The following is a 25,445-nucleotide window of genomic DNA, read 5'->3' as shown; positions in this document are numbered from 1 at the left end:
GGCCTCAACCCTTTTTTCTGGAACCCAAGCGGAAGTTGGTGGTGAAGATGCGCGTGTTCAGCCAGATGGCGGCAAGAATGATCGCGCCCGTGACGATCTGTGTGAAAAAGGGCGAAATATGCATCAGGATCAGCCCGTTGCCGATCACGGCAATGGTCATGGTGCCAAGCACGGAGCCGAGAATGGTTCCGCGTCCGCCCATCAAAGATGTGCCGCCAAGCACAACCGCTGCCACGACCTGCAGCTCAAAGCCGACAGCAGCATTGGAGGAACCCGAGCCAAGGCGTGACGCGATCAGCAGCCCAGCGATTGCGGATGCCACGCCTGCGACCAGATAGACCGATGCAAGGATCCATTTTGCCGGCATACCCACACGACGGGCAGCCTCCAGATTGGAGCCTACCGCCACGACCCGGCGTCCGTAGCGGGTGGACGAAATGACCACATAGGCCACGACAGTGATGAGGATACCGATCAGCGCCGGCACCGGGAAACCGAACAGGTCTCCGCGACCGAGAAAAAAGAAGCCGGGCGCATCCGGAATCGGCACCGAATACCCTTGGGTGATATAGAGTGCGACCCCTCGAAGGATGGACAAGCCTGCGAGCGTAACGATGAAGGCCGGAATGCCCTGATAGGCAATGAACCAGCCCTGCAAGAGACCAAGCACGGCTCCGAGCATGAGCATGGCGACCAGCACCAGAGGCCACGGATAGCCCGCCGCCATGAGGATGGCACCGACGGCGTTGATCAGCGCAACCATGGAGCCGACCGACAGGTCGATGCCGCCGGTGATGATGACAAGCGTCATGGCGACGGAAACGATGAGGATGGGAGCGGCCTGACGCACGACGTTCAGCAGGTTGCCTGCCGTCAGGAACGTATCCGTGCTTACGGCAAAGAACAGCATGCAGGCGATGAAAAAGGCCGTTATGGACAAGACCTGCGCGTTTTCGGCGATGAAATCGGCGACGGGTGAGCCCTTGGCGCGTTCAGTGTAGACGGTCAATGGCGACCTCCCACGATCAGTTTGACGAGGTCTTCGAGGCTGGTTTCGTTGATCTGCCGTTCGGCGACCTTCGTTCCCTCGTACATGACGGCGATGCGATCACACACGCGGAACAGATCCTGAAGACGATGAGTGATGAGGATGACGGACACGCCCTTGGCCTTGACCCGGTTGATCAACGCCAGAACGGCCTCCACCTCTGCTACGGCAAGCGCCGAAGTGGGTTCGTCCATGATCAGGACCTTGGGATTGAAGGACGCCGCACGGGCGATTGCGATTGCCTGCCGCTGTCCGCCGGAGAGTTTTTCCACCTTGGCCGTCAACCTTGGAATACGGATTTCCAGCGCGTCGAGCATCTTGCGGGCCTCGGCCAACATCGTCTGCCGGTCGAGGAACGGACCCTTGGTGATCTCGCGCCCAAGAAACAGGTTGCCGATCACGTCTATATGGTCACAGAGGCTCAAATCCTGAAAGACCATCTCGATATTGCGATTGCGCGCATCGGCGGGACCGGAGAAACGGACCTCTTCCCCTTCGAGCGTAATGGATCCTTCATCCGGAATGTAGGTTCCGGAAATAACCTTCGTCAGCGTCGATTTTCCAGCCGCGTTGTCACCGACAAGGCCCAGGCATTCACCGGGATAGATGTCGAGATCGACGCCGCGCAGCGCCTGATGTGAACCGAAGGTTTTTACGATACCGCGAAGCGAGACGCGCGGTTCTTGCGCCGCACCGGAGAGATGCTGGGGGAGAATATCTCCCCCAGCGCCGGTGACAGCGGTTGGGTGCTGTCCGCCGGCGATCATTTGAAGACCGCCCGGTAGGGCTCGACATTGGCCTTGGTGACGATGGTCACGGGCACGGCAATCGTCTTTTCGACACTGCCACCATCAGAAACAGTCTTCAGCGCCTTGACGGCCGCAGCACCCATGGCCGCCGGGTCCTGCTGAATGACACCCGCGACATAACCAGCGTCGATGCCAGCGATCGCCTGCTTGGTCAGATCCCAGCCGAAGACCTTGATGTCCTTCTGCTTGCTCTGGCTTTCGACGGCAGCGACGGCGCCGAGAAGGGCCGGTTCACCCGTTGCGTAGATTGCGGTCATACCCGGATTGCCAGTTATGAGGTTTTCCGCTGCGGAAAGAGCCGTATCCTGCACGTTCTGTCCGTCAACGACGCCAGCCGCCGTGATGCCGGGCTGATCCTTGAGCGTGTCCTCAAAGCCCTTCTGGCGGATATTCTGTATGAATGAGTTGAGGGCCCCGACGACGCCGATCTTGGCCTTGCCGCCCATGTCTGACTTCACATAGTCGACGAAGAACTTGCCCATGTCGGCACCAGCCTTGGCATTGTCGACGCCAATCTGTGCCTTCTGAGGCCCTTCCGGCAATATTGCGTCGATAGCGACCACTGGGATGTTCGCTTCGGCGGCCTGCTTTACCGCAGGCATGATGCCGTTGACATCAATGGCAACGACCGCGATCCCATCGACCTTCTGCTGGATATAGGTCTCGATGGCGCTGTTTTGCGCTGCCGGATCGTTATTGGCATTGAAGATGACGAGCTTGACGCCCGCTTCCTTCGCCGCCTTTTCCGCACCCTTGTTCATGTCGTTGAAAAAGATGGCCTGCTGGTTGATCTGCACCAGGGCTATCGTCTTTTCCGCGGCACCGGCAATGCCGGCGGAAAGCGTCGCCCCGGCCAGAAAGGTGGCGGCAAGGGCTGCGGAGAAATATCTGCGTTTGATTATTGTCATTTGCGTTCTTCCTCTGTTGGTTTTGTCCGTCGCAATTATTGTTTCGACGGCGGCGCAACGGAGCTCCGCACGACGATTTCTACGGGAAGCAGCTCTTCCGGATGGGCCGGAGTTTCCTGTTCCCAATTGGTTTCGGCGAGCAACGACAGGGCGCGCTGGCCAATGGCCCTGACCGGCTGGCGAATGGCGGTAAGCGGCGGATCGAACAGATGCAGCGGGCCGACATCGTCGAAGCCGATCATCGATACGTCCTGCGGAATGCGCACACCCTGCGCCCGCAAGACTTCAATCATCCCGATGGCGATTTCGTCGGAGCTGGCGAAAATTGCCGTGGCGGGACGGCCTTCGGAAAGAAAACGCAAGGCCGCCTCGCGACCGAACTCCGCGGTATAGTCGCCGCAATAGCGCATGATCGACGGCTCGGAGCCGCAATGTGTCCGCAACGCTGCCTCCAACCCAAGGAAACGCCGCTGCGTGCTGAGCATCTCTGCCGGGCCGCCGACATAAAGTACGCGTTCGTGGCCATATCCGGCAAGGTGTTCACCAGCCAAGCGGCCGCCCTGTTCATTGTCACAGAACAGCTTCGGCACGGATGCCCCACTGACGTCTTCATCGACCACAACGACTTTGCCGGTGGCGCTGATAAGCTCGGCAAGCTCGTCCGTATCGGGGTGGTTGGTAACGAAGACCAGCCCGTCGACATGGTTGCGGGCAAGAAGCCGCAGATAGGACAGTTCGCGTCCCGGCCGGTTCAACGTTGCGAAAAGCGATACGGCAAGACCGCGCCTGTCTGCCTCCTCTTCCACTGCTGCAACCAGCATGCCGAAGAACGGGTTGCCGATATCGGGAACGACGAGACCGATCGTATCGGAGCGCCCACGGCTCAGACGCCGGGCATGCGGGTTAGGAACATAGTTGAGCTGGCGAATGGCGTCTTCGATGCGGGCCTTCGTGTCCGCAGGCAATTCCAGTGAGCCGTTGAGCAGCCGCGACACCGTAGCGACGGAAACACCCGCCGTGCGGGCAACATCCTTCAGACTGGTCGCGCGATTTGGCGCCATCATTCTTCCCGTTCCTGTTCCCGTGGGCCTTTGGCCTCTTGATAGAGCTTGTAAAGCGATTTACTAAACCGGTTTACAAGGAAATCCAAAACTTGCCCCCTGTCAAGATCATTTGGTGAGGCATTCGAATTTTGGCATATCGGAGACTTTTGCGGCCTTCCGACGGAGAAGGGCAATCGCGAGACGAGTGACGGCGCTCCTCGCCTTCACATAGAGGTGTCTTCGATCAGCACCTCGGATTATCAGGATTGTTTCATTGCTAAACGAATGAAACGGGTCCACTATGTTTGTTCCAGCAGCTATAGTACGGGCGCTGCTGTTTAAGGGTTGAATACCCTGGCCCCGACAAAGGAGGACGCCATGTCTTCCATATTCCACCAACCGACAAAACAGAATCTCGCAACGCTGGCTGGCTACGTCTTGTCTGCGGCAAGTGTGGCGTTGATCGTTTACATCCTGATCGGCGCATAGTTGCGATAACCGGCTGTAACTGTGCGGGTTTTAACGCAACCGAAAGCGGTGTTGGACATGATCGAAAGAACCACAGAGACCGAAATCACATTCACGCATCCGTTCCGTCTGGAGGCCCTTTCGGAACCCTTGGGAGCGGGCACTTATCGCCTGGTCATAGACGAGGAATTGATAGAGGGCCTCAGCTTCACGGCGTATCGCCGCGTGGGAACCCATCTAGAGATTCCCGCGGTCGCTGTCGCCATGAACCGCCGCCAGTTCCTTCAGGTGTCACCAACTGAAATCGATGATGCATTGGCTCGCGACGTCGCAACCGTAGCCGCCGGCCCGCGCGCCATTCCATGATCCCGCAATGGTCGCGCATTTCCTAAAGTGCGTAGCAGTTTTACGCCCGGAAAATGCGTAAAAACAAATAGCTAGAGCACGTCAGACAATTTTGTTTAAACAGGATGTGCTCTAGCCGAAGTCGGAAGTCGTCAGGACGTTCAAATTGCGCCGGTACTTGGCATACACCTTCTTGGCAGCCTCGTAGATCGGCGTGCGCATTGCGTCAAAAGACGAAAGGCATTGGGCTTCCGACATGCCTGTTGCATGCACGCCGCCCTTAGCGAGTGCAGCGGCTTCGACAAAAAACCGGATTTCGAACATGCCGTCATGGCCGAAAAACCGCACAGCTTTACGCACATCGTCAAAACTGCGGGCCGAGTTGGGGAAAGCCAGTGTCATGCTTCACACCTGCTGCGTTCTTCCCTTCGCAAAACGTTACGACGATTGAGTGAAAGCATGCCATCGGTTGCTTCCGATATGCTGAGTTCAGTCAGCCTGCGGCCACCCACCCGTACCGGCACACCGGTGAATACATGATATATGGTCCAGGTTTGGTCCCTCTCGATCCTTCTTCCATATTGGGAGTCAACCGTATCGGCGACGGAAGTCCCGCCTTCGTTCTCCCAAACTTCGATCCTGAGCGCCTGGCGTCTTTGGTCGTTATAACTATTCATGGTCTTGCCTTTCATCCGAGGCTTCAGCGCGGCTTTGATCCGCGTGGAGCCGGTTTTATTCTACATTGCGACTGCTGCGTTCCTGTCTCTCGGTCGAAAGTCCCTATCGATCGGAGTGGTGCTTGAGCCAGACATCCCTAAGGACTAAATGCGGTGTCGTGTCCGGGTGGTACCAAGAAAATCCAGGAGCGAAACGACCAGATGCCATGAAATGGCACTGGAGAAATGCAGATGGTCTGCGTTGTGCAACTGGTGGCAGCGTAATCGCCCGTCAACCAGCATGCTCGTGCCGCAATAGGTGACATCTCGGTGATTACCGCAAAGAAATACGGCACCGTCAGCGCAAACATTCACTAAAGGACAACGAAGAAGAGGCGGTGCCTCTCTGACACCGGGGAGCCGTGCTGCCAGCACAACGAAGCCTATACTGCGCCTGGATTGCGCGGAAAACAAGGCGGACGCTAAAAACCTGCCGGGCAGAAAAAGCAAACATGTCTATTCAAAGCAGACATTTCTACGCCATGATAGAAGTAGCCGAGCCCTGTTTCCTGTCCTTCCCCGGATCAACATCAGCAGGCAGGCATCGCAGCCGGAAAATCGGGGCCGAAAAACCCAGGCCACTTCAGGCTGACAGGATCATGTGCTTTTTTGCCTGTCCGGAAAGAAACTCACGGACATCCTGTTCTCGTAGTGGTGCCGCATAGATATAACCCTGCACCAGCGTAGCACCGAGACCTTCAAGGGCCGCGAGTTCCTCCAGTGTTTCGACCCCTTCCACCACGCATTCCAACCCCATGTCGCGGCTGAGCGTGAGCAGCGATTTAACGATTTTGTAGCTGGCTGGCTTTTCGTGCAGATCCGTGACGAAGCTGCGGTCAATCTTGATCTTGGTGAGGGGGAGAGCGTGCAGCCGTGTCAGGCTGGAATAACCGGTGCCGAAATCGTCCAGCGAAATGCCGCAACCGAGCCGCCGCAGCATTTCGACCGACTGCCTGACCTGTTCGAAATCATGCGCAAAGGCCGTTTCGGTAATTTCAAGGTCAATACGTGTTGCGTCGAAGCCGCTGTTTTCGATGATGCCGATCAATGACAGCACGCCTTCGCAGGAATTGAGGTCATGGGCCGAGAGGTTGAAGGACAGTCTAAGGGATGGCTCCCATACCGATGCGGAAGCGAGAGCGGTTCGAAGAAGAGGCCGCGTCAGCGAGCTGACGATACCGGCCCGCTCGGCAATGGCGAAGAACTGGGCAGGCGGGACATGCCCAAGGACCGGGCTGTGCCAGCGCGCCAGTGCTTCAAAGCCCGCAGCTCTTCCATCGCGTATGTCGACGATCGGTTGGAACACGACTGAAAGCTCGTTTTCTATCTCTTTCTGCTTGAGCAGATGTTCGATACGAGCTTCGATATTGATCTGCTTTTCGTGCTCCGCATCGAAGAGGACGGCATCGCCGCGCCGGGTTTTCTTGGCGTGATACAACGCATAGTCCGCACGGTCGAAAAGTTGCTCAAGCGTCAGAGCAAGGCACGGAAATACGGCGATGCCCATGGAAGCAGCGACATGCACAGTCCCCTCGGGAAGATGATAGGCCTCCCTCAACCGTTCCGAGATCACGTTCGCATTTGCAACGAGTTGTGCATCGTCAGGTATGATGGGGGCAACGATCGCAAATTCGTCTCCGCCAAGTCTAAATGCCCTGCTGGTCGTCAGAGTATCTGTGAGACGTTTGCTGACGCTGACGAGCAACCTGTCGCCCACGGAATGGCCGTAAAGGTCGTTAACCGGCTTGAACCCATCGAGATCGATAACGCCCAGCGCCAGCCGCGTTCCCGCCACCCTTGCTTTCTCGATCTCGGCTTCCAGATGGGCGAAAAAGGCGCGGCGGTTAGGCAGTTCCGTCAGGCTGTCAATATTGGCAAGCAGCAGGTTCTCATTGTTCAGCGCTTCCGTGCGCTGCTGCGAAACAATCATGCGCTCGAAATTGCGGTAGTTGGTCAACAGGATGGACATCATGCCCGCACAGACCAACAGAACATTGATGGCAATGGCGATGAATGTCGGTTGCTGTGAGGCCAAAAAAAAGATGACGAAGGCGCCGTTGACGATGGCCGTGACCATGAACGCCGCCGAACGCACATACATCAGACAGAAGATGCAGGATATGACGGTAATCGCCATGTAGAAGGCGACGTGGGATTGCGTATAGGCGTCCCCATACGGCACCAGCAGAAAAGACCAGAGCGTAAATACCACGGCAATGCCGGCCGCCAGGCGATTTGTGCGCTGAAGCGCTGCATGAGCCACCTTCGGCGCGGGATCGATACCGCGGGTCCTCCACCAGAACGCGATCCTGACGGTGCAGCCGAGTGTAAAAAAAGCCGGAATTCCAATGGTGAGCCAAAACGGCGCCAGTTGCAGATGTGTAGTCGCCAGCGCCCATGTACTTGAAATCAGTATGAAATACATCATCGGCATCTGCCGGGTGAAGGCGCGATATTGCGCTTTCACCAAGTCCGGATTGTCGGACCGGACAGACATAAAATCAAGCAATTTCTGTTTGGCGTTTGTTATGTTCATTTGCACGACTCATCGAGTACAGAGTCGGTTGTTTAGCAAGTCCGTCTTACATCATCGGAAATACACAAGGTAAATCAAGAGGAAATGAAATCAACTCCAAGATGTGCATTCATATTTGTACATAATCTGCGGCAGCCGCCGAGGATTTCCACTGGTTCAAAGCGATGAATGCCTCTCGGTTGGAATGGCAGAAGCTGTTGTTCACCGAGGAGCCTCGCCGAAAGCCAGAGAACAGACATCCACATTTCTGTGCCCTGTAGTCCGGCAGGATGCCCTTCCGCGAAGGCAAATCCGCTGCCTTTCTGCCAGCGCCCCCTATTGCGTCTCAGAACTTCACGGGCGATCTCTTTTGCCTCGTCCCGCCTGTGATCCGTCTGTTCCAGGCAGAGAAGCAGGGGATGGACCGTATCGAGCAGGTTGCAGGCGTTAAACTCCGTACCCTGAAAACCGCCATAGGCGCGATAATTGGCGATGACCGAGTCGACTGCCGCTTCCGGATAGGGAACGGGCAGGCCGAACTGGGCGTAAGAGCCGCGGGTGAGGCGGTAAAAGCCGTTGACCGGTTGCAGCAGGCCCTGCTCGGTCGTCGCGTCACCCCAGAGACCGGTAGTTCTGTCCGCATTCACCATCAGCCAGCCAAATAGTACGGCGAGATTGTCGCCGGATACGAAGTAGCGCCGGTTGAAATAAAGCGCGGTGGAGATGGCGTCGATAGTAGCGCCGCAATGCCATGCCCGGTTTTGCCAGGGGAGTTCTTCCAGAAGAAGAATGAGGGCGTCGGCACGCATCTCCTCCACGAAAGCAATCTGCTGTTTCGGGCCGGCGCCAAGACATTCGAGCGCATATCCGACAGCCAGAATATTGTAGAGGACCGTTGGGTCCTGTTGCGGCGGCGATGAAGGGCGGCGGTTGGCAGAGAAAAACAGTCCTGTTTGGGTATCCTGCATAGCATGAAGGCCAGCCACGGTTCTTTCGACGTCGAAGGCGGTCTCTTGCTGCCCGAAGGCTGCGGCGATCTCGATAGCATCACACAGATGCCTGGCGTTTTCGACCTCATGTCCGGATGCATCGGCTGAACGATAGGAGCCCCCCTCATCATAGGAGCGAATGGCGGCAAGCCAGTCGCCGGCAATTTCCTCGCCGAGTTCTCGCAACAGGCGATCGGTTTCAGGCACCTTGGGCGTATCTGCCTTTTCCCCGCGATATTTCAGAACCCGGGCGGGAACACCACCGGCAACAGCCAAGGCGGGAACGTCTTTCGCCACCACCGCGCCCGCGGCAATAATCGCTCCGCGCCCTATCTTCACGCCGTCCAGCACGACTGCGTTGGCGCCGATCCAGACATCGTCGCCGATATCTATGCCGAGCGAGGTCAACGGCTGGCGATAGATGGGGGTGTCGGTATCGTCAAAACCGTGATTGAAGCCGACGATGCTGACATGCGAGGCGATGCGCGCACCATTACCGATCTTCACCCTGCCGGAAAGGCAGGCATAGGGGTTGATCGAGACGTTTTCTCCAAGTTCGATATCACCGCGCACGATTGCGTAACCGGCAATCCAGGACTGCGCGCCCATCACCAGCCTGTCCGTATGCAACTCGGCTTTTGCGGCGATGTAGACGCCCTGCCCGAAACTGGCATTGGCCGAGCGCTCAAGACCGCGCAACAGCGCCTGATGGTCGGGACGGTCGATATCTTCCTGTTTTCGTTCCCAGGTCAGGATATTCAGCCGATCCAGCCGTTGGAAAACAGTCTGGGTTTCGTCTGTCATAATGGCAAGCCTGCACGGCTTTCATCGAGTGCAAAGGCGGAAACGCGACGTCCCTCAAGCCTGAACATCTCTTCCAGCGCGGTGAGATCGGGAGCATCCGGTAAGGTCACCAATGCCGCTTCTGCCGCCTTGCCGGCGGGTAGCGCCATGCAGGCCGTAACAAGCAGCGTTTCGCCTGATGGAACGGTGCCACGCAATTGCGGCACGAGGGTTCTGGCGTGGATGAGATTGGTGTTGGCAATGGCCTGATGGCACAGTCCTTCACGACGAGCCCCGAGCGAAAGATCGACAATGACGCTTGTGTCGCTTTGGCCGTAGCATACAGCGCGGCATTCTCCCGCTTCTGTTCGGTCACGGTTGAAATCGGCGCGCTCTATGGCAAATCCGCCTTCCGATGTTTGCAGCGCGCGTGGGGTCCGGATGCGGTGCAGCCTAATATGCCACGGATTATGCGGCACGAGCCAGGTCTCTATCTCCACACCCGCCCATGGCCTCCAGCGGGAATAGAGGCAGTCTCCGGCAATCAATGCCTCTTCCATCGTCTCGCGCGTACGGAAGTGTACACCATCGTCGGAAAGACCGAGCATGCCGTCAAAAGCTGCGGCGGCAAAATGCCGGTCATCCGCCTCGACATTGAAGGCATAACGGGTGGAATAGACGAATTTCGAATATTTTTCCTGCGCGCCGCGCATCCTGTCGTGCTGCTGCCCCGAGGATAGAACAACGACGTTGCCGGGCGTATGGAAAGCAACCATGCCCGGTTCCGGCAATGAAACGGGTTCGGCGAATTCTTCTGATCTGGTCTCTTCCGCCGTCCAGAAGGGATGATCGGCGGGCAGCGCCAGCGGCAGGAAGAATTTGAGCGCCCAGTAGGGCGAGCAGGGAGAATTGTAGCTCTCGCTCATTAAAAGGTTCGGATAGCCGTATCCCACGGAAAGTACGCCATCGCGATCCGCGATCGGCCGCTTCGACCACCAGCGGATATGCCGCATGTAATAACCTTTGATCTCTGGCCATGGCAGCGCCTGCAAGCCGGAAAAGGCGAGTGCACCCCAGAAACCACCCGCCGCAAACCGGTATGTCTGGCTGCGCCCGAAGGCGAGCGAGGCCCCGTCCGGCCCGAACCAATGGCGCATGTCGCGGGCGAAAACTCTCGAGCGTTCGATGAGCCGTTTTTTTCTCGCCTCATCGTCTTTCGCAAGCACGGTATAGATCAGCCCATAAAAATGCATGGCGAAGGGAATATAGTGGTCGACACGCCGTACCGGCCCGTCACGATACCAGCCATTGCCGATATCAAATGCCTCTATTTCGTCGAGATATGCATGGGTCTTGGCCGTGTCGAATTCGACACCCACCCGCTCCAGCCCGAGATCGATCAGAACGCGGAAAAACTTCCAGTTATTATCGACGAATTCCCGCTCGCGCGCCGCCAGAAGGTAGACCGTGACGGTCTTTCTATCCGTTTCCGCAAGCGGCTCCCAGATGTGTTCGGGAACCATGGCGAGTGCAAAGCCTATTGCCGCCAGCTCCACCAATCGTTGGTGCCGGTCTGCGGTGTCACCCCAATATTCGGGGTGGGCCGGGTTGGTGCCATTGGCCAATCCGCGCCGGTAGAGATCCCAGTGCGGAAAGTCATAGCCGCCGGCGGCAAGGGGTACGATGCCCCATAACGGTCGGGCAAAGCCTTCCAGTTCGGCAGCCGGGTAATCAAATATCGCGCCTGTCGCGCCCAACTGCACGCGCGCGCCGCCCGCCGAAAAACAGGCAAGCAGCGGATTGAAGAGATCAATCACAGCCTTTGCGAGATCGTCCCTGCTTGAAAGCGGATTGTGAAAGAGCGGATTGGCTGCGGCGGTTTCATGGGGCACGGTGACGAATGTCCGGAATTCTTGGGTCAGGAAAAAGGCCGCAGGCTTTCCGCCTGCGGCCCATGGCAATTATTTGATGGCCTTGACGCCGTCATTCATGTCCTTGATGCCGTCATCGATTGAAATATTGTCGGTCATCAGTGCGTCATGGACACGGTTCAGAACGACTTCGATCTTGGCTGCATTCGGGTTGACCGCCATTTCCAGATAGGCCTTGCCCGCCTGCAACGCGTCCTTGCTGCCCTGATCCTGCGGGAAGCCCGGCAGCGATGCGATCTTCTCAGCCACATCGTCGGTTCGGAGTGCAGGGAAAGTGCCGGTGGAGGCAATGATGGCCGCTCCCTCAGGCCCGGTCACGAACTGAATGAAATCCAGCGCCGCTTCCTTATGGCCGGAATTAGTGTTGACCGACAGTCCGGCAATCTGCGCGGCCGTCGCACCTGCCGCCACGCCATCGGGATGGGGGAATTTCACGATACCCCAGTTGGCGCTTTTCGACTCGCCCGATTTCACCTTGGCGATCTGGGTTCCGACGAACCAGGTGCCCATCGGCAGCATGCCGATCGTTCCGTTGAAGAACAGCGCGGAGTAATGGGTATTGGATGTCTTCAGCGAGGCGTAGGACGGTATCGCGCCGGTCTTTTGCAGGGCAAGCGCACGCTCATACCAGGGTTTCAGGAACTCATAGTTTCCATCAACCATCGTGTGTTTTCCATCCTGAATGCCGGGCAGTTGCACCGTCGAACGCCAAGTGTGCAACAGAGCGCCGTAAATGCGGTTCGCGCCCATGCCGCCCTTCAGCTTGCCGGCTGTTTCATCGAACTGCGCCCAGGTCATGTCATTGGTTGGATAAGGCACGCCTGCCTTGTCGAAAATATCCTTGTTGTAATAGACCACCCAGAAATCGGAGCGGAACGGCAGGGCGTATACCTTGCCGTCAATGGTCAGTTCCTCGATCAGGCCGCCATAGGGTGCCGTCTCGATCTTCTGATCCTTGATGAAGTCGCTGAGATCGGTGATGTTGCCGGCGCGGACCAGATTGGCGTATCCGGGAACGTCCTTGATGGTAACGACGTCAATGTCCTTCGAGCCGCCAGTCAACTGCGTGGATATCATCTGCGTATAGTCCTGCGAGCCGAGGTCCACCACCTCGAACGTGACATTCGGATGCTTCTGCTTATAGGCCTCCATCAAGGGCTTGAAGTAAGCGCCCTTATCCAGATCCCATAGGGCCCATTTCAAGGTGACGGGGGCATCGCCCGCGGCGAATGCTGTTCCTCCCATACCCATGGCAATGCCGAGACCGGCGGTTGCCAGAGCAAATGCACGTCTGGTTGTTTTAAACTCCATAGCCCGTTTCTCCTTCCCTGACTGATGTCGTTTGATTTTGGTATGTCTTAAACGCCGCTCCCCGCCCGTTCTGATATCCGCAGGCGCGTTTGCGCGGCGACGTTTCTCGCCGCGAAACACAGGGCGAACATGCCGAGCGAAAAATTGATGGTTGCCGGCATAAACACGGACACCGGATAGAAGAGGATATGCGCGATCCAGAGCGCCGCGACGAAGCTGAGCGCCGCCAGCATCGGCCATGGTCTGGTGAGCGCCAGAAACGCCGCACGCCGCAGGGTCTGTAAAAGCGGCAAATCCTCCTTCGCCAGGACAACGGTGGCATAGGCGCAGAGAAGGGTGAGGAACAGTGTGACTGCGAGGCTGATCGCAAAAGGCACACTGTAGGCGAGTTGCGACCGGGCAGCATCGGCATAGCTGACAGTTGCGTAACCACCGCCACCGACCACCAGCGCTGCGAGAAGCACAAGCGCGGTGCCGCGCAGGGCGAATGTCCGCAAGGCTTCAAGGAAATCGCGCAGCAGATAGGTATTTTCGTCGTTCGAGAAAGAAACGCAGACGCGGCCCATGGCCAACATTGCTGCGGGCATCGTTACGACCGGCAGGCTGGCGATGATAAAGAGGAGGTTTAGCTTCACCATCTCCCACCATTCGCGTCTGATAATATCGAGGAACAGGGCGAGACCGGTAGGCGGCGGGGCGTTCTTGTCGATCCCGGCTCCTTCCTTCGTCCATAATCCTTCCAGCCATTGCATCGCTTTTCTCCCGGCCCGTTCAATAAAGGATCGATCGCTCGGTGGCGGGATCAAAGAGCTGCGCATTCGTCAGATCGGCCACCAGCTCAACGGGATCGCCGATCTTCGCCCGGAAGCGCGGTGAAACACGTGCGACGAGGTTTTGACCGCCCGAGATGAGATTGAGATGCACTTCCGATCCCATCGGCTCCGCCAATTCCACTGTCGCCTTGAAGGGAGAGACATTGGCGGCATCGATATCCGCCGGAGCAAATTCGTGGAAATTTTCAGGGCGAATGCCCAGAACGAGCTGTTTTCCTTCGTAGGGAAGTACACGCCCAGGATCGATACCTGCCGGCAGCGGCAATGGGTTGCCGTCGAATATGGCGATAAAGCCGTCGCCCTGGCGGTGCAGCGTCACCGGAAGCATGTTCATCTGCGGTGCGCCGATGAAACCTGCAACGAACATGTTAATCGGCCGGTCATATAGATTTTGGGGCGTATCCACCTGCTGGATATGGCCATCCTTCATCACCACGATGCGATCCGCCATGGTCATGGCCTCAACCTGATCGTGGGTCACATAAATGAAGGTGGCGTCCAGCCGCTTGTGAAGCTTGGAAATTTCCGACCGCATGGTGCCGCGCAGCTTGGCATCCAGATTGGAAAGCGGCTCATCGAGAAGAAAAACTTCCGGATTGCGCACCATCGCCCGGCCGAGCGCGACACGCTGGCGCTGGCCACCGGATAGCGCCTTGGGTTTGCGGTTCAGCAGGTGGGTGATGTCTAGAATTTTCGCCGCGTCCTTCACCTTCGTATCGATGAGGTCGCGCGGCGCTTTTCTAAGCTCGAGACCGAAGGCCATGTTCTTGTAGACGGTCATGTGCGGATAAAGCGCATAGTTCTGGAACACCATGGCGATGTCGCGGTCCTTGGAGGGCACATCGTTCATCACGTCTTCGCCGATGCGCAATTCGCCGCCGGAAATTTCCTCCAGCCCGGCAATCATCCGCAGGGTGGTGGATTTGCCGCATCCGGAAGGGCCAACCAGAATGATGAATTCCTTGTCGGCAATATCCAGATCGATATCGTGAACGACCTTGAGCGCGCCGTAGCTTTTATTGAGTTTTTTCAGGGAAATGCTTGCCATCTGTTCCTCGCGCTCACCAATAGGAAGACCAGTTGCGCGAAAGCCGGATCAGCGCTTCCAGATAATAATAATCACCCCAGGAGACGCACTCATCGACCCCTTCGCCCCGGCAGGTATTGTGGGCGGTTTTCTTGGAATAGGTGCCGTGCAGAAGCTGGCCGTTGGAGATCGCCGGGTCGCGGACCGAATAGTTGTCCATCAGGCTCTTCACCATGCGTCTCGCCAGCTCGCGATACTCCTTGGCCTTTTCCCGCGTTTCCAGCTCCGCCATTTCCAGCAGACCGCAGGCGACGATGGCCGCTGCCGAACTGTCGCGCGGCTCGTCATCGCCATCCGCAAAGACCAGGTCCCAATAGGGCACGAGATCATCAGGCAGGCGCTTCAGATAGAAGGCAAGAAGCCGCTCGAACGTTTCGCGATAGGCGGGAAGTCGCTCGTAGCGGTACGAAATGGCCATGCCGGCAATGCCCCAGGCCTGTCCGCGCGCCCAGTAGCTCTCGTCGCTGTAGCCTTGCTTCGTCACGCCGCGCACCGGTGCGCCGGTCTCGGGGTCCATATAGAATGTATGATAGGTGGAATCGTCCGGCCGCACAGAGTGAGCGAGCGTGGTGCGGGCATGGGCAAGGGCGACGGTGCGATAATCTTCCCGGCCCGTTTCCCGGCTTGCCCAATAAAGCAGCGGCAGGTTCAGCAGGCAGTCGATGATGTAACGAAATTCGTTGGGATTATCCCGGCGACCCCAGGCCTGAATGAATTGACCAATCGGCTGGAACCGCTCCATCAGCTGATCGGCGGCCATCAGCGCCGCTCGTCTGCCATCCTCGTCACCCACCAGTTTCCATGCGGCGATGCAGGAGGGCGAATAGAGGAAACCCATATCATGATGGTCGGTCTCTATGCGGTTTTCGATCCGATGAAGAAAGCTCTGCACCTGAATTTGCGCCGCGTGCTGAAAGGTCCTGTCGCCGGTATGTTCGAAGGCGAGCCACATCTGTCCCGGCCAGAAACCGGCGGTCCATTGATCGTTGGCGACTGCGGGGTAAAAATTCTTCACGCTCGAGTGGTTCTGCGCCGCGTAGGTGAACTGCGGCAGATTGCGCCGGACCTGTGCGACGGCGGCTACGAGCGCGGCGTCGATTTCCGCAGCGGTGATCGGGTTCGGAACGGTCGTGGTCAAGTCGAACATGAAATCAACCCTTGAGGCCAGTGGAAGCGACGCCTTCGACGAAGAAGCGCTGCAATGCTAGGAAAACGATGAGAACCGGGATAAGCGCCACAACCGAGGCGGCCATGATCAACCCGTATTCCGCCGAATATTGCGAAATGAACATGCGCAGGCCGATCTGGATGGTCTTCAGCTCGGTCTTGGTGAGATAGATCATCGGCCCGAGGAAGTCGTTCCACGTCGTGACGAAGGTGAAGATCGTCAATGTGGAGAGCGCCGGCTTCGAGAGCGGCAGCATGATCTTTGCCCAGATCTGGTATTCGTTCATGCCATCGATACGGGCCGCTTCGCAAAGCTCGTTCGGAACCGACATGTAGAACTGCCGCATCAGGAAAACGCCGAAGGCGGTGAAGGCCTGCAGGAAAATCAGCGCGAGATGGGTGTTGTTGAGCCCGAATTCGCGCATCAGCAGAAACTGCGGCACCATATAGACCTGCCAGGGCATGGCGATGGTGGCGATATAGCCTAGAAACAGCGTGTTCTTGTAGGGAAAGTGCAGCTTGGCGAAGGCATAGGCGGCAAAGCTGGATGTCAGCAATTGCAGCAGCGTGACGATGATTGTCAGCTTCGATGTATTGTAGATGAACAGCGCCAGTGGGATTTTCGTCCAGATATCGACATAGTTCTCCCAGCGCGGCTGAGAAGGGATCCATTCGATCGGGAAGGCGAAGACATCGCGGCTGAGCTTCAGCGACGCCGACAGCATCCATGCGAACGGCAGGAGCATGACGATGGTGACGATAATCACCGTGAAATAGATGCCGATCGTGGTGGCGGGGATTTTCCGGCCCATGATACGCATGGCTCAATCCTCCCGCTGCCGTTTGAACTGGACGATAGTGACGATGAGAACGAGGAAGAACAGGACGAGGGCGATCATGCTGGAGTAACCGAGGTCCCAAGAAATGAAGGCTTCGTTGTAGATGTGATAGACCAGAACCAGCGTCGAGGTTCCCGGTCCGCCCTGCGTGATCATGTAGACCTGATCGAAAACCTTGAAGGACTGGATCGTCAGCATGACGGTGACGAAAAAAGTCGTCGGTGCGAGCTGCGGCAGGGTGACGTGGATGAATTTCTGCCAGGAATTGGCGCCATCAAGACCGGCCGCTTCATAAAGCTCGGAATTGATGCCCTGTAGCCCGGCGAGATAGATGACCATGTAGTAGCCCATGCTCTTCCACACGCCAAAGAGGATGACGGTAACCATTGCCCAATGCCGGTCCGCCGCCCATCCCGGCATATCGGCGGGATCGAGACCGAGCGTATAGAGCAACATGTTGACCGGACCCATCTCCGGATTGAAAATCATGTTCCAGACGACGGCCACGGCAACCAGTGACGCCACATAGGGAAAGAACATCGCCGTGCGGAAGAAGTTGCGACCTAAGATTTTCTGGTTGAGCAGTATCGCGAGCCCCAGGGCGCAGGCAAGCGTGGCCGGCACCGATGCGACAGTGTAAATGACCGTGTTCCATAAGGCCGCGATGAAGGCCTTGTCCTCGAACAGCCGCCAGAAATTATCCAGGCCTGCAAAACGCATTGGATTGGAGCCGTCCCAATGCATGAAGGCGAGCACGAAGGCAAAAAGGATCGGTCCGAGCGTGAAAATCGCGAAACCGAGAAAATTGGGCGCAATAAAAGAATAGGCCACCAGCGCATTCTCGATCCGGCGTCGCCGCCTGGAGACGATGCGGACTTTTTTCCTGCGATACGGGGCCGCCTGCTTGTCGGACATGGTCGCGGTTGCGATTGCCACAGCCTACCTCCCATTGCTGCCGTTTCACCGCATCTCAGGTGTCGGCTGCTGCGTTTTCCATAACGGCGCGGGATCCTCACCCTGCCGCCTCCCGCGCTCTGGATAACACAATATCGATATTGGTCAAACAACTTTACATTAAGTCAGACAAATTTTCTAGTTTTTCAAAAATACGTATGATAGGAGCCAATCATCGGATTGCGGAACGCGCGGGAGGTTCAGGGCGTGTTTGTCGAAATGATGCGGCTTATGCCCGATCGGTTCGCCGATTTCGGGGCAGAACTCACAGCGAAAAAAATTCACTCCTCAGCGTCGGCTGCGGTTCGCGGCAGCCTTATCGAGGCGGCGGTGCAGGCTCTTGGCGAGTCCTGGTCCACCATTCTGGCGGGCGACTACCGGGAATATAGCGGGAGTGGCAATCGTGATCGTTTCGAGTGGCTTTATTTTTCCCGCCGGCTGAAGCTGAACGCACTGGTTCTTGGTGAATGCGCGGAGGGGCAAGGCCGTTTTCTCGATGCCACCATCGATGGCCTGTGGCTGATATGCGAGGAAAGCGGCTGGCAATTGCCCGCTCATAATTCCCATATTCGCGGCGGCCCGCGTGACCCTCTGCCTGACCCGGAAAACCCAGTGATTGACCTGTTCGCTGCGGAAACGGGTGCCAATCTGGCGTTGTGCCTGCATCTGCTTGGACCGGAGCTGGAGCGGGCAAATACGAATCTCGTTTCGAGAATTCACGCAGAGATAGACCGGCGTATAACGACACCATATCTGAACAGACATTTCTGGTGGATGGGGAACGGCGCAGAACGGATGAACAATTGGACGGCCTGGATCACCCAGAATGTCCTGCTCTCGACGCTGCTCTTGCCGACAGACCAGCCGACGCGACGTTCGGTGGTTGAAAAGGCACTTGAGAGTCTCGACGCGTTTCAGAAGGATTATGCCGAAGACGGGGCCTGCGAAGAGGGCGTTCTTTATTACGGCCATGCAGCACTTTGCATGTTCGGGGCGATGACTATTGTCGAAAGCTGCGCGCCCGGCTCGATTGCCCCGCTCTTCAATGCGCCGAAGCTGCGAAACATGGCCGAATTCGTCCTCAATATGCATGTGGCAGAAGACCGTTTTTTCAACTTCGCCGATGCGCCGGCGAAGGTCGAGACATCAGGGGTGCGGGAATATCTCTTGGGCAAAGCCGTTTCCTCGACCCCGCTTCAGGCCTTCGCTGCCGCCTGCTGGAACCGCTCACCGGACCGGCTTATGTCGAAGGAATGGAACCTTTGGTATCGCGTTCAGGCGGTTCTCACCACACCGGAATTGTCAGCGCTTACGCCCGTGGCACCCACAAAGACCGACATAGTTTATTCAGGCATCGGACTGGTGATTGCCCGTGACAGTGTTTTCGATCTTGCCGTCAAGGCAGGCAATAACGGCGAAAGCCATAACCATAACGATGTCGGCAGTTTCACGCTTTACAAACACGGCCGGCCATTCATCATCGATGTGGGGGTGGAAGCCTACACCGCCAAAACCTTTTCCCCGCAGCGCTATGACATCTGGACGATGCAATCGGCCTTTCACAACCTGCCGACCTTCGGCGGCGTCATGCAATCCGCCGGACCTGAGTTTGCAGCACGCGATTTTGTGGCCGAATTCTCGGAGGGAAAGGCGGAAATTTCCTTTGATATAGCCGGTGCATATCCAGCCGCAGCAACTGTCGCGCATTATCGTCGCCGTGTCCGGTTGCTGCGCGGCAGCCATGTGGAAATCATCGATGACCATCGGGGCGAAATTGACGCGGTCCTGTCGCTGATGGTTGCAGAAAAACCGCAAATCACACCGGGTGGCTTTAATTTTGCAGACCTAGGAAAGGTGGACTGCGACGGCGAGGGCGACCCGGCCATTGAGACGATATCGATCGACGATACCCGCCTTCGCCAGTCCTGGCCGCCGGTGATCTATCGCATTCTCATCCCTGTTAAAGCCAACCGTCTTTGCCTGAAAATCACTTAAGGAAGTGCCGATGAAGCTTACACTCAAGGTCGTTAATGCGGCTGGCGCGATTTTGGCGCAGACCGGTGCGGAAGACGAGGTTTTTCTCGTCTACAGGGCCGAGTATTGCGAGGGTGATCGGCTTGTCGTCGAGGTTTCACAGCCCGGACACATCTGGCTTGCCCTGGATGCCGGAATGCCGGCGACACTGGTTTTTTTACGAACGACAGAATTCGTCCTGCCCGTTCCTTCCGCCTCAAGGCGAAAATCCTATCCGCCGCAGGCGTTCAGCGGCGCCATTCACCGGATCGCGGCGCGCCGTGCGCTCGCCGGGGATGTTGGGGTCCGTAGAAACCTGGCCTTGAACCCGTTTGATGAACATGAAAACACCGCCCTGTTTCCACACGTCTATGCGAGTACCGAGACGCGCGGAGAGGCCGCCTTTGCGGCACGCAATGTGATTGATGGTGAAAAAGCCAGCGCAGGTCACGGTTTTTGGCCCTATACCAGCTGGGGCATCAATCGCGATCCTGACGCTTCATTGACGCTTGTTTTTGGCCGTGCGGTGATGATCGACCAACTGACATTCTATCTGCGGGCGGATTTCCCCCACGATGCATGGTGGAAACAAGCGAGTGTCACCTTTTCCGACGGTGAGTGCGTAAGCTTCGCCTTGCAAAAAACCGGAGCCGCCCAGACTTTTTCAGTCTCGCCGCGCCAGGTGGAATGGATTCGTCTGCACGATCTTAAAAAAGCGGATGACCCATCGCCATTTCCCGCACTGACGCAAATCGAGGTCTGGGGCGCCGATCTTCCGGAAAGTCTTTAGCTGTGCGCGATGCCCCGCAGGTCGCGCATCATGTCACGGTAGCGGTTCTGGCTGCCGCGTAGATGCGCCTGCATCGCCAGTTTGGCATCCTGTTCATTTCTGTCCGATATGGCGATGACGATCGCCTCATGTTCCTTGTGGATCAGCCGTCTGTAGGCCGTCTGGTCGTTTTCCGCGGCTTCGGAAACCACGCGGGATTGCGGGATGACGGCCTGGCCGTGCAACTCGAGAAATTGTGTGAAGAGCGGATTGTTGGTCGCGGTCGCCACGGCGATGTGAAGAGCCAGATCCGCCTCGCGAATGGAGCGGTTCTGCTCAATACATTCGAGAAGCCGGGCGTGACAGTCGAAAATCGCCTCTTCCTGCGATGGTGAACGGCGAAGAGCGGCAAGGCCTGCCGCCTCGATTTCAAGCGGCGTTCTGATTTCCAACACTTCAAGGTCGGAAGACAGTCGGGCGCGATCGACGCCGGGAGCGGACGAGACTTCCTTTCCGCGCTTCAGCACGAAGATGCCAGCCCCCTGGCGAACCTCCACCAGCCCGTCGCATCGCAACGCCGTAACCGCCTCACGCACGACAGTGCGGCTGACACCGTGCGCCTCCGTCATTTCGATCTCGCTGGGCAGGCGGTCGCCGGGTCCATATTGGCCGGACGCAATAGCGTTTCTAAGGCTCAAGCTGACCTTGGTCACCAGAGACCCGGAAGACTTGCTGCGCTGTTTTTGTTGTTCTGGCACGTCGGTCACCATGCATGGAAAATAGAGAATGATAAATATGTATGATGAATTTCATTCAAACTCAATGATCATACCAATTATACCAGTTTTTGCACAAATGCCTCATATCGTTCAAAATTGGCGATGAGCAGCTTGATAATCGAACGTGTTACCGGATCGCGTGCATTTCCCATCATCGGCAACAGGGAAATCCGCCAGAAATTCGCCGCGTCGTAGGCTCGGCATGGTCTCCTTACCGCTGAGTAAACGGAGGCTTCCTGGCGTCTTCGTCCGGCACGTATGTATTGCACGCGGCAGGCCTGTTGCATTTTTCACGTGTTTCCCGAGCCTGGCTGTCTATCGGACCCGAGAAATACTGTTCCAAAATTCTCTCACGGACTGCCCGTCTGTTGCCGCACGCGCAACGCATTGTTCCCGCTTCCGGGACTACAAAGTGTCATAGCTCACTTCATATTCGTCGATGGTGCACATAAAGAAAAACAATCGGTGCGCGACCGACCAGAGGAAGAAAAATATGAGCAGAGCCCCAACATCAGCAGGAAGCTGGTGGCTTCACGGTATCGTCCTGGCCATCGTCATCATTGCGGAAATAATCGGCATCCGAAAAGTTCCGATCGGCATAGGAACCGTCGTGTTCCTGCCGATCCTGTATGCGTTTGCCATCGGCATCGCGCTTAACCCGCATATTCTAAAGAAGACGGCAAAGCTCATTCCGCCGAGCGCCGTGAAACTTTCCGGCACTATGATCACCATCGCGATCATGCCGTTCATTGCGAAGTTCGGAACAACAGTTGGGCCTCAGATCGAGAAAATCATCGAGGCAGGCCCGGCGCTTGTCTTGCAGGAAATAGGCAATCTCGGAACGATCCTGATCGCTTTCCCGGTCGCCGTGTTTCTCCTGCGTATGGGCCGTGAGGCGATCGGAGCCACCTACTCGATCGACCGCGAACCGAACATCGCATTGATTGCCGATCGCTACGGCCTGAACAGCCCCGAGGGAGCTGGCGCAATGGGCGTCTATGCCACCGGGACGCTGATCGGTACATTCGTCTTCGCAATCATGCCTCCTCTGATCCATGCGCTTGGATGGTTCGATTATCGCGCACTGGCAATGTCCTGTGGCGTCGGCTCGGGCAGCATGCTGGCAGCCTGCACGGGTAGCCTTGCTACCGTCATGCCGGAAAACAAGGACATCATTCTGGCTCTGGCAGCGGCGAGCAACATCCTCACCTATGCGACCGGTCTTTATGTCGGCCTGTTCGTGGCACTTCCGTTGACAGAGTGGCTTTATAAGAAATCACGGCCTCACGACCCCGCCAACAAGGTTCAGACAGGAGCGAAGATATGAGCATGAACTCAACCCACACTGCGTCCGCTGAACACACATTGCCATCCGAGGGTGAAGACGAACGCAAAATCAACGTCGTCCGATACTCCGGACTTCTGTTGGTCGCGTCTCTCATCGGCCTCGTTTCGAACTGGGTAGGCACCGGCACAGACCCGCTCACCGCCTTGCCGGGCATGAGTATATTGTACCTCGTTTCGGTCGGTGGTCTTCTGTTTGCCCGTTTCATGCCGTTCTACTTGCCGGGCGTGGCATGGACGTCGCTGCTTGCGATCCTCGTGACAATTCCGGGCATTCCCGGTTCGGCATGGGTGATTTCGCAGGTAGAGGCTCTTAACTTCCTCGCTCTTGCGACGCCCGCACTGGCTTATGGCGGCCTCGCCCTCACCAAGGGCGAATTCGACATCGCACGAAAATCGGGATGGAAGATCGTCATCATCGCCGTCTGCGTGATGTTCGGCACATATATTGGCTCGGTCTTTATCGCAGACATTGCGCTTCGGATCGGTGGGCAATAATACCGGAACCAGATGCGGCCGTCCTGCAAAGACGGCTGCATCCTTCAGGAGCAAGACCTAGATGCAGCAATTCTTTCCAAGCACGGAAATCGATGAAGCCGTTCAATGGCGGCACTATCTCCACCAAAACCCTGAATTGGGATTTCAGGAGCAGGAAACGTCAGCTTTCATCGCGGCACGCCTTTCCGAATGGGGTTACTCAGTTCGCACGGGTTACGGTAAGACCGGAGTGGTCGGAACGCTCAGCCGCGGGACGTCTTCAAAGGTGATTGGCATCCGCGCAGACATCGATGCACTTCCGATCCTGGAGCAAACAGGGCTTGCCTATGCCTCCCGCACACCCGGCAAGATGCATGCCTGCGGCCACGACGGTCACGTGTCGATGGCGCTTGCCGCCGCCCGCGCCTGCAGCCGGTTGAACTTCGACGGCACGGTGCATTTCATTTTCCAACCCGCAGAAGAAAACGAGGGCGGAGGCCGGGCGATGGTCGAGGACGGCCTGTTCCGCGATTTCCCCATGGACGCAATCTACGGTCTGCACAACTGGCCGGCGCTGGAGCTTGGCAAATGCGTTGCCAGGGACGACCAGATGATGGCGGCGTTTGGAACATTCGAGATCACGATAACCGGCCGTGGCGCTCACGGAGCCATGCCCCATGAAGGTGCTGACCCGATCGTGGCCGCATCTCAAATCGTCTCCGGACTTCAAACCATTGCCAGCCGCAACGTCTCCCCTCTGGAATCCGCCGTCATTTCGGTGACACAGATACACGGAGGTGACGCCTGGAACGTCATCCCGGAGAATGTCGTCATCCGCGGCACCACGCGCTGGTTCGAGGAGGATGTCGGCGCAAAGATAGAGAAACGCATTCACGCCTTGGCAACCTCTATTGCAACCGGATTCGACTGCACTGCGACAGTCGATCATCTCTTCCGATATCCGGCGACGATAAACGATCCAGGATGCGCCGCAATCATCAGGGATATTGCCTCCACCATGCCGGGGATCGAGGTAGTCGACGCCATGCCGAGCATGGCTGCTGAAGACTTTTCCTTCATGCTCCGCGAAAAGGCAGGATGTTATTTCTGGCTTGGCGCGCAAAAGGCCGGTAAAAATCCAGGGCTCCACTCAGCCTATTTCGACTTCAACGACGCGCTTCTCCCCTTGGGGGTTCAGATGTGGATATCCCTCGTCGACAACCAGCTGAAGGCAGCGTAAGGGCGTTGCTTCAAAAGCAACGCGCATTGACCTGATAATCGTTCCGGCACAGGATGGCTTTGATGGAGACCATGGATGCCAAAGCACTGCGGATGTTTATGGCCGTCGTTCGCTTCGGCTCGATCCGCAGTGCGGCCGAACATCTCAATGTCGCCCCTTCAGTCGTCAGCCGCCAGATCGCCGATACAGAGAAGAAGATCGGTCTTCCGCTTTTCGACAGAACAAGCCGGGGCGTTGGACTGACCGAGGCCGGGGAACTGGTGTTTGAACATGGCAAACGTATCCTCGAAGACAATGGTCTGCTTTCGGAACAACTCGACCAGCTGAGAGGCGTGCAACGGGGACGCATCCGGCTTTGTTGTGGTGAGGGTTTTCTAGGGGACCTCATCGAACACGGGCTAAAGCCCTTCGTCACCGTCTATCCGGCGATCCGTTACGACGTCCAGTTGGGAAGTACCGAAGGCGTTCTCGATAGTGTCGCCAACGGCGATACGGATATTGGCATTGCCTACAATCCGGTCATCGATATTCGTGTCCGGTCCCTCGCCATTTCCCGGCAACCGCTTTGTCTTGTCGCCCCACTCGGACATCGGCTGTTGAGCAACCCGCGGGTGGCGCTCGAAGACTGCCTGGCTGACACGCAATACGCCTTGCTCAGCAAAGGACACGGCGTCACCCAGCTTGTCAGCCGTGTCGCGGCCAATTGTGGTGCAGCGGTTACACCGCTGATCGAGACGCCGTCCATCGATGCTCTGCGCCGCTTCGTGGCCGCCGGCCTTGGCGTGACCTTCCTCCCCAGATTCGCCGTGTCAACCGAACTTATGAGGTCGGCGTTCGGCGTCGTCGAACTGAGCGATCCGCTTCTGTCCGAGGCCAGCGCCCACCTGATGGTCAAAGCACGGCGCCGGCTGCCCAGGTCGGTGGACAGTCTCGCAGGATATCTCGCCGCCGAAATGACGGCGTTCAAAGCCTGATGCGCGTTGCTGAACCCGCAACGCTCTGTACCCGGACACCTCACTATCGAGTGTCCCCTTTTGATGAGAACGTCCCACCTGAATGATCGTCAGCCGATGCCAC

23 protein-coding genes are annotated in these 25,445 nt (G+C 57.3%); 7 read left to right on the top strand and 16 right to left on the bottom strand.

Going from position 1 to position 25,445, the window contains the following annotated elements:
- Positions 1 to 4 precede the first annotated feature (4 nt).
- The 4 genes from G6L97_RS20475 to G6L97_RS20460 are packed head-to-tail and all read right to left on the bottom strand — an operon-like array spanning position 5 to position 3,826.
- Positions 5 to 1,009: an ABC transporter permease gene (locus G6L97_RS20475; protein WP_003518264.1), complete on the bottom strand. Its 1,005-nt coding sequence runs from the start codon at positions 1,007 to 1,009 to the stop codon at positions 5 to 7.
- A complete protein-coding gene (locus G6L97_RS20470; RefSeq protein WP_013762213.1) occupies positions 1,006 to 1,815 on the bottom strand; it encodes an ATP-binding cassette domain-containing protein in 810 nt (269 codons plus the stop codon). The genes G6L97_RS20475 and G6L97_RS20470 overlap by 4 nt, the downstream gene beginning before the upstream one ends.
- Complete coding sequence (locus tag G6L97_RS20465; RefSeq protein ID WP_111828677.1) at positions 1,812 to 2,765, bottom strand: ABC transporter substrate-binding protein; 954 nt, start codon at positions 2,763 to 2,765, stop codon at positions 1,812 to 1,814. The genes G6L97_RS20470 and G6L97_RS20465 overlap by 4 nt, the downstream gene beginning before the upstream one ends.
- 35 nt (positions 2,766 to 2,800) lie before the next feature.
- Entirely contained in the window at positions 2,801 to 3,826 is a 1,026-nt protein-coding gene (locus tag G6L97_RS20460; RefSeq protein ID WP_013762211.1) for a LacI family DNA-binding transcriptional regulator, read from the bottom strand.
- Between the two features lie 528 nt (positions 3,827 to 4,354).
- On the opposite strand from G6L97_RS20460, the gene G6L97_RS20455 reads away from it, so the two are divergent.
- A complete protein-coding gene (locus G6L97_RS20455) occupies positions 4,355 to 4,642 on the top strand; it encodes a hypothetical protein (RefSeq protein ID WP_013762209.1) in 288 nt (95 codons plus the stop codon).
- 111 nt (positions 4,643 to 4,753) lie between these two features.
- On the opposite strand, the gene G6L97_RS20450 is transcribed toward G6L97_RS20455, so the two are convergent.
- The 11 genes from G6L97_RS20450 to G6L97_RS20400 form a co-directional block, all read right to left on the bottom strand.
- Complete coding sequence (locus G6L97_RS20450) at positions 4,754 to 5,023, bottom strand: DUF1488 family protein (RefSeq protein WP_013762208.1); 270 nt, start codon at positions 5,021 to 5,023, stop codon at positions 4,754 to 4,756.
- Positions 5,020 to 5,313, bottom strand: a complete 294-nt coding sequence (locus G6L97_RS20445; protein ID WP_025595135.1) for a hypothetical protein — start codon at positions 5,311 to 5,313, stop codon at positions 5,020 to 5,022. The genes G6L97_RS20450 and G6L97_RS20445 overlap by 4 nt, the downstream gene beginning before the upstream one ends.
- Positions 5,314 to 5,920: 607 nt before the next feature.
- Positions 5,921 to 7,873, bottom strand: coding sequence for a putative bifunctional diguanylate cyclase/phosphodiesterase (locus G6L97_RS20440; RefSeq protein ID WP_013762205.1), 1,953 nt, complete (start codon positions 7,871 to 7,873; stop codon positions 5,921 to 5,923).
- Between the two features lie 74 nt (positions 7,874 to 7,947).
- Entirely contained in the window at positions 7,948 to 9,645 is a 1,698-nt protein-coding gene (locus G6L97_RS20435; protein ID WP_025595136.1) for an acyltransferase, read from the bottom strand.
- Complete coding sequence (locus G6L97_RS20430) at positions 9,642 to 11,516, bottom strand: DUF2264 domain-containing protein (RefSeq protein ID WP_025595137.1); 1,875 nt, start codon at positions 11,514 to 11,516, stop codon at positions 9,642 to 9,644. Before G6L97_RS20430 ends, G6L97_RS20435 begins: the two co-directional genes overlap by 4 nt.
- 69 nt (positions 11,517 to 11,585) lie before the next feature.
- Positions 11,586 to 12,866 (bottom strand): ABC transporter substrate-binding protein, encoded by a 1,281-nt coding sequence (locus G6L97_RS20425; protein WP_013762202.1) that lies wholly within the window; start codon positions 12,864 to 12,866, stop codon positions 11,586 to 11,588.
- Between the two features lie 47 nt (positions 12,867 to 12,913).
- Positions 12,914 to 13,618, bottom strand: coding sequence for a DUF624 domain-containing protein (locus tag G6L97_RS20420; RefSeq protein ID WP_003518282.1), 705 nt, complete (start codon positions 13,616 to 13,618; stop codon positions 12,914 to 12,916).
- Positions 13,619 to 13,637: 19 nt separating this feature from the next.
- A complete protein-coding gene (locus G6L97_RS20415) occupies positions 13,638 to 14,747 on the bottom strand; it encodes an ABC transporter ATP-binding protein (RefSeq protein WP_013762201.1) in 1,110 nt (369 codons plus the stop codon).
- A 13-nt stretch (positions 14,748 to 14,760) separates the two neighbouring features.
- On the bottom strand, positions 14,761 to 15,933 hold the full coding sequence (locus tag G6L97_RS20410; RefSeq protein WP_003518286.1) for a glycoside hydrolase family 88 protein: 1,173 nt from the start codon (positions 15,931 to 15,933) through the stop codon (positions 14,761 to 14,763).
- A gap of 4 nt (positions 15,934 to 15,937) precedes the next feature.
- Positions 15,938 to 16,774, bottom strand: a complete 837-nt coding sequence (locus G6L97_RS20405; protein WP_003518288.1) for a carbohydrate ABC transporter permease — start codon at positions 16,772 to 16,774, stop codon at positions 15,938 to 15,940.
- Between the two features lie 3 nt (positions 16,775 to 16,777).
- On the bottom strand, positions 16,778 to 17,707 hold the full coding sequence (locus G6L97_RS20400) for a carbohydrate ABC transporter permease (RefSeq protein WP_236759678.1): 930 nt from the start codon (positions 17,705 to 17,707) through the stop codon (positions 16,778 to 16,780).
- 246 nt (positions 17,708 to 17,953) lie between these two features.
- Here G6L97_RS20400 and G6L97_RS20395 point away from each other — a divergent pair, with 246 nt between their 5' ends.
- Together G6L97_RS20395 and G6L97_RS20390 are read left to right on the top strand one after the other, a co-directional pair.
- On the top strand, positions 17,954 to 19,741 hold the full coding sequence (locus G6L97_RS20395) for a heparinase II/III domain-containing protein (RefSeq protein WP_025595138.1): 1,788 nt from the start codon (positions 17,954 to 17,956) through the stop codon (positions 19,739 to 19,741).
- A gap of 10 nt (positions 19,742 to 19,751) precedes the next feature.
- Positions 19,752 to 20,549 carry a DUF7402 domain-containing protein gene (locus G6L97_RS20390; protein ID WP_060642835.1) on the top strand — a complete coding sequence of 266 codons (798 nt, stop codon included), beginning with the start codon at positions 19,752 to 19,754 and terminating at the stop codon, positions 20,547 to 20,549.
- Here G6L97_RS20390 and G6L97_RS20385 read toward each other — a convergent pair.
- A complete protein-coding gene (locus tag G6L97_RS20385; RefSeq protein ID WP_025595140.1) occupies positions 20,546 to 21,298 on the bottom strand; it encodes a FadR/GntR family transcriptional regulator in 753 nt (250 codons plus the stop codon). The two genes, G6L97_RS20390 and G6L97_RS20385, sit on opposite strands and share 4 nt — an antisense overlap.
- Positions 21,299 to 21,800: 502 nt before the next feature.
- Here G6L97_RS20385 and G6L97_RS20380 point away from each other — a divergent pair.
- From G6L97_RS20380 to G6L97_RS20365, 4 genes are all read left to right on the top strand, one after another.
- Positions 21,801 to 22,634 (top strand): DUF3100 domain-containing protein, encoded by an 834-nt coding sequence (locus G6L97_RS20380; protein WP_013762197.1) that lies wholly within the window; start codon positions 21,801 to 21,803, stop codon positions 22,632 to 22,634.
- Positions 22,631 to 23,149 (top strand): hypothetical protein, encoded by a 519-nt coding sequence (locus G6L97_RS20375; protein WP_003518302.1) that lies wholly within the window; start codon positions 22,631 to 22,633, stop codon positions 23,147 to 23,149. Before G6L97_RS20380 ends, G6L97_RS20375 begins: the two co-directional genes overlap by 4 nt.
- A gap of 61 nt (positions 23,150 to 23,210) precedes the next feature.
- Positions 23,211 to 24,368 (top strand): M20 aminoacylase family protein, encoded by a 1,158-nt coding sequence (locus G6L97_RS20370; protein ID WP_013762196.1) that lies wholly within the window; start codon positions 23,211 to 23,213, stop codon positions 24,366 to 24,368.
- A gap of 62 nt (positions 24,369 to 24,430) precedes the next feature.
- The gene (locus G6L97_RS20365) at positions 24,431 to 25,342 is read left to right on the top strand and encodes a LysR family transcriptional regulator (protein WP_003518306.1); all 912 of its coding nucleotides are present in this window, start codon (positions 24,431 to 24,433) and stop codon (positions 25,340 to 25,342) included.
- Positions 25,343 to 25,445 lie beyond the last annotated feature (103 nt).

Source organism: Agrobacterium tumefaciens (genome assembly GCF_013318015.2).
Taxonomy (GTDB): domain Bacteria; phylum Pseudomonadota; class Alphaproteobacteria; order Rhizobiales; family Rhizobiaceae; genus Agrobacterium; species Agrobacterium tumefaciens.
The sequence above is the reverse complement of the archived record's forward strand: the minus strand, read 5'-3'. Positions and strand labels throughout refer to the sequence as shown.